Source organism: Pseudomonas sp. EGD-AK9, assembly GCF_000465935.2.
Classification (GTDB): domain Bacteria; phylum Pseudomonadota; class Gammaproteobacteria; order Pseudomonadales; family Pseudomonadaceae; genus Aquipseudomonas.
The window spans coordinates 1-6707 of sequence record NZ_AVOF01000182.1; the positions used below are offsets into that span (position 1 = coordinate 1).

General features: G+C 66.9%; 7 protein-coding genes. 2 read left to right on the top strand and 5 right to left on the bottom strand.

The window, feature by feature from the left end; translation table 11 throughout:
- Both N878_RS09945 and N878_RS09950 read right to left on the bottom strand, forming a co-directional pair.
- A partial coding sequence (locus N878_RS09945; RefSeq protein ID WP_021443515.1) for a DUF692 domain-containing protein occupies window positions 1-753 on the bottom strand: 753 nt, incomplete at its 3' end.
- A gap of 22 nt (window positions 754-775) precedes the next feature.
- Window positions 776-1069, bottom strand: a complete 294-nt coding sequence (locus tag N878_RS09950) for a hypothetical protein (RefSeq protein WP_021443516.1) — start codon at window positions 1067-1069, stop codon at window positions 776-778.
- Window positions 1070-1383: 314 nt separating this feature from the next.
- Here N878_RS09950 and N878_RS09955 point away from each other — a divergent pair, with 314 nt between their 5' ends.
- Together N878_RS09955 and ggpS are read left to right on the top strand one after the other, a co-directional pair.
- Window positions 1384-2634 (top strand): MFS transporter, encoded by a 1251-nt coding sequence (locus N878_RS09955; RefSeq protein WP_021443517.1) that lies wholly within the window; start codon window positions 1384-1386, stop codon window positions 2632-2634.
- Between the two features lie 118 nt (window positions 2635-2752).
- Entirely contained in the window at window positions 2753-5011 is a 2259-nt protein-coding gene (gene ggpS / locus N878_RS09960; protein WP_021443518.1) for a glucosylglycerol-phosphate synthase, read from the top strand.
- A gap of 95 nt (window positions 5012-5106) precedes the next feature.
- Here the strand turns inward: ggpS and N878_RS09965 are convergent, their stop codons facing one another.
- From N878_RS09965 to N878_RS09975, 3 genes are all read right to left on the bottom strand, one after another.
- Window positions 5107-5427, bottom strand: a complete 321-nt coding sequence (locus N878_RS09965; protein ID WP_021443519.1) for a hypothetical protein — start codon at window positions 5425-5427, stop codon at window positions 5107-5109.
- A 160-nt stretch (window positions 5428-5587) separates the two neighbouring features.
- Entirely contained in the window at window positions 5588-6007 is a 420-nt protein-coding gene (locus N878_RS09970) for a VOC family protein (protein WP_021443520.1), read from the bottom strand.
- 13 nt (window positions 6008-6020) lie between these two features.
- Complete coding sequence (locus tag N878_RS09975; protein ID WP_021443521.1) at window positions 6021-6446, bottom strand: YciI family protein; 426 nt, start codon at window positions 6444-6446, stop codon at window positions 6021-6023.
- Window positions 6447-6707 lie beyond the last annotated feature (261 nt).

The window sequence follows — 6707 nt, forward strand, 5'->3', positions numbered from 1 at the left end:
GTTGAAGTCGCGCTCCAGCAGCGTCGGGCGCACGCCGTGACGCGCGTAGGCATGCGCCAGCAAGGCCCACACCGGGTCGATCACCGGCGCGCCGTGGGTGTCGATCTTGAGATCGGCGGCCTGGTCGTAATGCCCGGCCACATGCAGGTAGGCGATGCGCTCGCTCGGCAGCGCGGCGATATAAGCCTGGGCATCGAAGTTGAAATTGATGCTGTTGACGTAGAGGTTGTTGACGTCCAGCAGCAGCTGGCAATCGGCGCGCTCCAGCACCGCGCAGACGAAGCTCGCCTCGTCCAGCTCACCCGGCAGCTGCGCGTAGGCCGAGACGTTCTCGATGATCAGCGGCCGCTCCAGCAGGTCCTGGACGATGCGCACGCGCTCGGCGATGCGCACCACCGACTCCTCGGAGAACGGCAGCGGCATCAGGTCATAGAGCTGGCCGTGATCGGCACAGGCCGACAGGTGCTCGCTGTAGCCGAGCACGCCATGGGCATCGAGAAATGCCTTGATGGCCCGCAGCAGCTCCAGGTCCAGCGGCGCGAAGCCGCCGAGATTGAGGGACAGGCCATGGCAGAGCAGCGGCCGGCGTTCGCTGAGCGCGCGCAGTTGCCTGCCCAGGCGCCCACCGACGCCGATCCAGTTCTCCGGCGCCACTTCGAGAAAGTCCGCACCGCTCGCCCCGTCCTCCTGCAAGGCGGCGAGCAGGCCGCGACGCAAGCCGAGGCCGGCGCCGCTGACGAAACGAGCCTGCATGATCCGTCCCCCGTTCCCTGCCTTATTCGCTCTTCTCGGCGCCGCACTTGCCCTCGCCGCATTTGCCTTCGCCGTCGGCTTTCATCTCGCCGCCGCATTTGCCCTCGCCACACTTGCCCTCGCCTTCGGCCTTCATCTCGCCGCCGCACTTGCCTTCGCCGCAGCTGCCCTCATGGCCCTTCTCGTGCGCGGCCAGGCTGTAGCCGCTGGCGAGTTCCTCGGCGGCGAAGGGATTGCCCGCCGCCTGGGCGGTGAAGGCGACGGACGTAAGCAGCGCGGCGCCCAGGGTGGCGGTCAGGGTATTGAGCTGTTTCATGGCAATTCTCCGGAAGTTTTCCTGCGTGGGGCCGGATTGGCACCCTCGCTGAAATGGACGGGGCGGCCTGCCTGGCGTTACAGCGCCGCCGGCTCTTTTTTCCGGGCCCATGCAGGAAACGCCGCTCGCGGCACGCCGGGACTATCGGCCGCCCCCTGCACCGCCAGGGTGCGCCGCCGCGTGCAGAAGAAATCCACGGACCTTTTGTCGATAAATTTACTTCTTATATTTCAACAACTTAATTAATTACCCAGCTATTCATTGGCGTACTTCCTGCTTGCCATCACCGGCACAGTCCCCTAGGGTAGTTCGCCATGTGGTCCCTGATTGCCCCCATCGGCTCGTTGCTGAGCGGGGTCGCGTTACTCCTGCTCGGCAATGGCCTGCTCAACACCCTACTGACCCTGCGTGGCGTCGCCGAAGGCTACTCCACCACGATGCTCGGCCTGATCATGTCCGGGTACTTCGTCGGGTTCCTCCTCGGCACCTGGCTGGCGACGCCGCTGGTCAGGCGCATCGGGCATATCCGCGCGTTCGCCTGTTGCGCCGCCCTGGCCGCCATCGCCGCCCTGCTCCACCTGCTGCTGATCGATCCCTGGGTCTGGCTATTCTTACGCGTGCTCTACGGCCTGGCCCTGGTGACGCTGTACATGGTCATCGAGAGCTGGCTCAACGCCCAGGCGCCCAGCGAGCAGCGCGGCCAGGTGTTCGCTGTGTACATGGCGGTCAACCTCGGCGCCCTGGCCCTGGCCCAGCAACTGCTGCACCTGGCCGATCCGGTGCAGTTCACCCTGTTCGCCCTCGCCGCCATCCTGATCAGCGCGGCGCTGATGCCCATCACCCTGACCCGCCAGGCCCAGCCGAGCCTGCCGGAAGCGCCGCCGAGCAACCTGCGCCAGCTGTGGGCCATCGCGCCGCTGGCCATAGTCGCGGCGGGCCTGTCCGGCCTGGCGCTCGGCGCCTTCTGGGGAATGGCGCCGGTGTACGCCAGCCTGGCCGGCTTCGATACGCCCGGCGTCGGCCTGCTGATGACCGCGACCATCCTCGGCGGCGCCCTGCTGCAATGGCCCATCGGCCTCTACTCGGATCGCCACGACCGCCGTCGGGTGCTGCTCTGGGTGGTGCTGCTGGCCGTGGCCCTGGCGCTGGTCATGAGCCTGCTGCCGGCCGGCCCGTTGCTGCTCGGCGCGACCTTCGTCTGGGGCGGCCTGGCCTTCGCCATCTACCCCATCGCCGTGGCGCAGCTGATCGACCAGCTGCGCAGCGACGAGATCCTCTCCGGCTCCGCCAGCCTGCTGATGGTCAACGGCATCGGCTCGGTGTGCGGGCCGCTGCTGGCCGGCGTACTGATGGAGCAACTCGGCGCCGGCGCGCTGCCGCTGTACTTCGCCTGCACCCTGGGCCTGCTGGCCGCCTACGCCTTCTACCGGCTGCGCCATGTCAGCGACCTGGTCAGCGGCGACGCCGCCCACTTCGTGCCCATGCTGCGCACCAGCCCCACGGTGCTGGAACTGATGCCCGATGCACCGCCCCATGATTCGACGGAGGAGACGACCACGTCCTGAAGTCATGCCACCGGCTGTTTCGGCAAGGCCCCGAGCCTATCCCAAGCAGCCAGAAACCCGGCCCGTCGGCCGCGCGCATTAGCGCCGAGCCGCACAGGCCACTTCTGGAGAAACCACGATGCTATTAGCTACCGATCTGGATGGAACCTTTCTCGCCGGCGACCCCGAAGATCGCCTGAGCCTCTATCAGACCATCGCCGCTCACCCGGAGATCAAGCTCGCCTACGTCACCGGGCGCAGCCTGGAGGCGGTGCTGCCGCTGCTGGCCGACCCGACGCTGCCGCAGCCGGATTACATCATCGCCGACGTCGGCGCGACGCTGGTGCATGGCGACAGCCTGCAACCGATCCAACAGCTGCAAAGCCTGGTCGATGCCCGCTGGCCCGGCGAAACCCAGGTGGCCAGCGCCATCGAGCCGTTCGCCCTGGAGCGTCAGGACGTGCCGCAGGCGCGCCGCTGCTCCTACTTCTGCACGCCCGAGCAGGCGGCCAACCCGGCGCTGCGCGAGATCGCCGACGCGCTGGGTTGCGACCTGCTCTACTCCGCCGAGCTGTACCTGGATTTCCTGCCCAAGGGCGTGAACAAGGGCAGCAGCCTCAAGGCCCTGGCCGACTGGCTGGAGCTGGATCACGACCAGGTGCTGGCTGCTGGCGATACACTCAACGATCTGTCCATGCTCAGCGCCAGCTTCCACGGCGTCTGTGTCGGTCAGTCGGAAACCGCACTGCTGGAGGCCACCGCCAACCACTCGCGCACCCTGCACGCCAGCCGACCGGGCTGCGGCGGCATCCTCGAAGCCTTCGCCCATTTCGGCTTTCTCGGCGAGCACGGCATCGCCGCCGAACGCCGCCAGGCCGCGCAACCGGGCAAGGCCGAGCTGGTGATGGTCTACCACCGCCTGCCCTACGAGGAATACCGCAACGCCGCCGGCAAGCTGCAGCGCCGCCGCCCCACCTCGCCCAACGGCATCATCCCCACCCTGCTGAGCTTCTTCGGCGACGGCCGCCCCGGCTCCTGGGTCGCCTGGGCCGTGCACGAGGACGACGCCGAGCCCTTCGACAGCCACACCACGGTGGATGCCGAGCGCTATCCCAAGCTCACCGCCGCGCGGGTCAAGCTGAGCAAGGAAGAAGTCGACATCTTCTACAAGCGCTTCTCCAAGGAAGCCTTCTGGCCGACCCTGCACACCTTCTGGGAGCGCGCCACCTTCAACGAGGACGACTGGCAGGTGTTCTGCAAGGTCAACCGCGCCTTCGCCGCGCGCACCGCGCTGGAGGCCGCCGAGGGCGCCATCGTCTGGCTGCACGACTACAACCTGTGGATGGTGCCGGCCTACCTGCGCGAGCTGCGCCCGGACCTGCGCATCGCCTTCTTCCACCACACCTACTTCCCCTCGGCCGACGTGTTCAACGTGCTGCCCTGGCGCCGGCAGATCGTCGGCAGCCTGCTGCAGTGCGACTACATCGGCTTTCATATCCCACGCCAGGTGGAAAACTTCGTCGACGTCGCCCGTGGTGTGTTCCCGCTCAAAACCCTGGAGCGGCAGAGCTGCGCGCCGCGTTTTATCACCTATGGCTGCGCCGTGGGCCTGGAGCGCATGACCACTACGCTGGACACCGGCACCCGCCAGGTCAAGCTCGGCGCCCACCCGGTCGGGCTGGACATCGAGCGTGTACGCAGCGCCCTGGAGGCGCCGAAGATCAAGGAGCTGATGGGGCAGCTGCGCGAGGAAATGAAAGGCGTGAAGCTGATCCTCTCGGTGGAGCGCCTCGACTACACCAAGGGCATTCTGGAAAAGCTCAACGCCTACGAGCGACTGCTGGCCGACAACCCGGAGCTGCTGGGCAAGGTCACCCTGGTGAGCGTGTGCGTGCCGGCGGCCAAGGAAATGACCATCTACGACGAGCTGCAGACGCAGATCGAACAGGCGGTGGGCCGCATCAACGGCCGTTTCGCCCGCATCGGCTGGACACCGCTGCAGTTCTTCTTCCGCAGCCTGCCGTTCGAGGAAGTCAGCGCCTGGTACGCCATGGCCGACGTGATGTGGATCACCCCGCTGCGCGACGGTCTGAATCTGGTGGCCAAGGAGTTCGTCGCCGCCCAGGGCCTGCTCGGTGGGCGCGGCGTGCTGGTGCTGTCGGAATTCGCCGGCGCCGCCGCCGAACTCAAGGGCGCGCTGCTGACCAACCCACACGATCCGGCCGACCTGGCGCAGACCTGCTACCTGGCGCTGAACCTGCCCGCAAGCGAGGCCCAGGCCCGCCTGCGCGAGCTGTTCGATATCGTCTGCTACAACGACATCCGCCGCTGGGGCGAGGAGTTTCTCGCCGGGGTCGAACCGTTGCAGGAAAGCGAGGTGCTGGAGCTGGCCGGTTGAATCCGTTGCTGCGCACGGCCCAGGCGACCGCGCGCCACCCTACGGATGGTCGACACCCTCCATAGGGTGCGCCGGCAAACGCGCGTCTCCCCGGCTCAGTACCCCCCACCGCCGCGTCCCGGCTTGCCGTACTTCTTGTTCAGGCCAGGCGGCACGCCTTTGGGTCCCTTGGCCCAGGGGCCGTCGTGCCGGCCGGAGGAATACCAGTGGTTGTCGTGCCAGCGGTAATAGATGTGGTCGCGGTAGTACAGGTGCGGCCAGCCGATGACCACATAGGCGTCGATACCCGGATCCCAGCGCCACTCGACGTGAGGTGGCGGCGCATAGTACGGAGGCGGACGGTGCCCGCCGACGTGCACGCTGCAGGCCGTCAGCGGCACCGCCAGGCCCACCAGCAGCAGATAGCGCAGTTTCATCGCGAAGCCCTCTTGCCGGCCCTGTCTTGAGCTTAGACCTCGGCTGCTTCGCGTGGTTTTCAGGCGACCTGGGGGCCAGGCGGGCAGCGCGCCCCGCGACATGCGCGGGCCGACACCGCCCGAGGTGACGCGGGGCCGACCCGGTCGGCCCCGGTCCGGCTCAACCCTGCTGGCTATCCACCGCGCAGTTGATCATCCAGGACACACCGAAACGGTCGGTGAGCATGGCGAAACGCGTGGCCCAGAAGGTGGCCTGCAACTCCATCTGCACCGAACCGCCAGCCGAAAGTGCGGCGTACAGGCGCTCGGCCTCGGGCACGTTGTCCACCTGCAGGGAAACGGAACAGCCCTTGATGCCCTCATAGGGGTATTGCGGCAGATTGTCGGAGGCCATCAGCAGCTGGTCGCCGACCGTCAGGCACACGTGCATGATGCGTTGCTGGTACTCGGCCGGAACCTGCATATCCTCCGGGCTGTCGGCGTAGCGCATCATCTCCAGCTGGCCGCCGAAAACTTCCGCGTAGCGGTTGAAGGCGGCCTCGCACTGGCCGTCGAACATCAGATAGGTATGAATCTTCATCACAGCACTCTCCTTAGTTTTCAATACCGATGCGCGCGCGAATGCGGTCTTCCTGCTCGCGCAATTCGGGGGTGAACTCTTCGCCGAAATCCTCGGCCTCGAAGATCTGGCGGATCTCGATCTCGGAATCGCCGGGCATCGGGTTGGGGCAGCGCTTGACCCACTCGATGCATTCGGCGAGCGAGGCCACCCGGAAGATCCAGAAGCCGGCGATCAGCTCCTTGGTTTCCGCGAAGGGGCCGTCGATCACCGTGCGCTGACTGCCGGCAAAGCGCACCCGCGCGCCCTTGCTGCTGGGCTGCAGGCCTTCGCCGGCGAGCATCACGCCGGCCTCCACCAGTTCCTCGTTGTAGCGCCCCATCGCCGCCAGCAGCTCCTCGCTAGGCATCACACCGGCTTCGGAATCCGCGGTGGCCTTGACTATCACCATGAAACGCATCGCCTTTCTCCTTGCTCGAGTCGAAGTAGCGCAGGGGGTCTCCCTACGGCTGACACTGAACCCATGGCTGGGGTTCTGAAGACTAGTCGAGCGGGCGATGGACGATTCGACAGCGATCGGAAAAAAATTTCAGGCCAGCTGCAAGGCGCGCCTCACCGCGTCGAGAAAGGCCTGCGGCCGCTCCAGCATCGGCAGGTGGCCGGCGTCGGCGATCTGCGTCTGGCTGGCGGCGGCCTGCTCGGCCCAGGCCGGCACGTGCCA

Coding starts and splice junctions, on each gene's coding strand:
- N878_RS09975 (WP_021443521.1), bottom strand. CDS start 6,446: ATGCGTTTCATGGTGATAGTCAAGGCCACCGCGGATTCCGAAGCCGGT.
- N878_RS09950 (WP_021443516.1), bottom strand. CDS start 1,069: ATGAAACAGCTCAATACCCTGACCGCCACCCTGGGCGCCGCGCTGCTT.
- ggpS (WP_021443518.1), top strand. CDS start 2,753: ATGCTATTAGCTACCGATCTGGATGGAACCTTTCTCGCCGGCGACCCC.
- N878_RS09955 (WP_021443517.1), top strand. CDS start 1,384: ATGTGGTCCCTGATTGCCCCCATCGGCTCGTTGCTGAGCGGGGTCGCG.
- N878_RS09970 (WP_021443520.1), bottom strand. CDS start 6,007: ATGAAGATTCATACCTATCTGATGTTCGACGGCCAGTGCGAGGCCGCC.
- N878_RS09965 (WP_021443519.1), bottom strand. CDS start 5,427: ATGAAACTGCGCTATCTGCTGCTGGTGGGCCTGGCGGTGCCGCTGACG.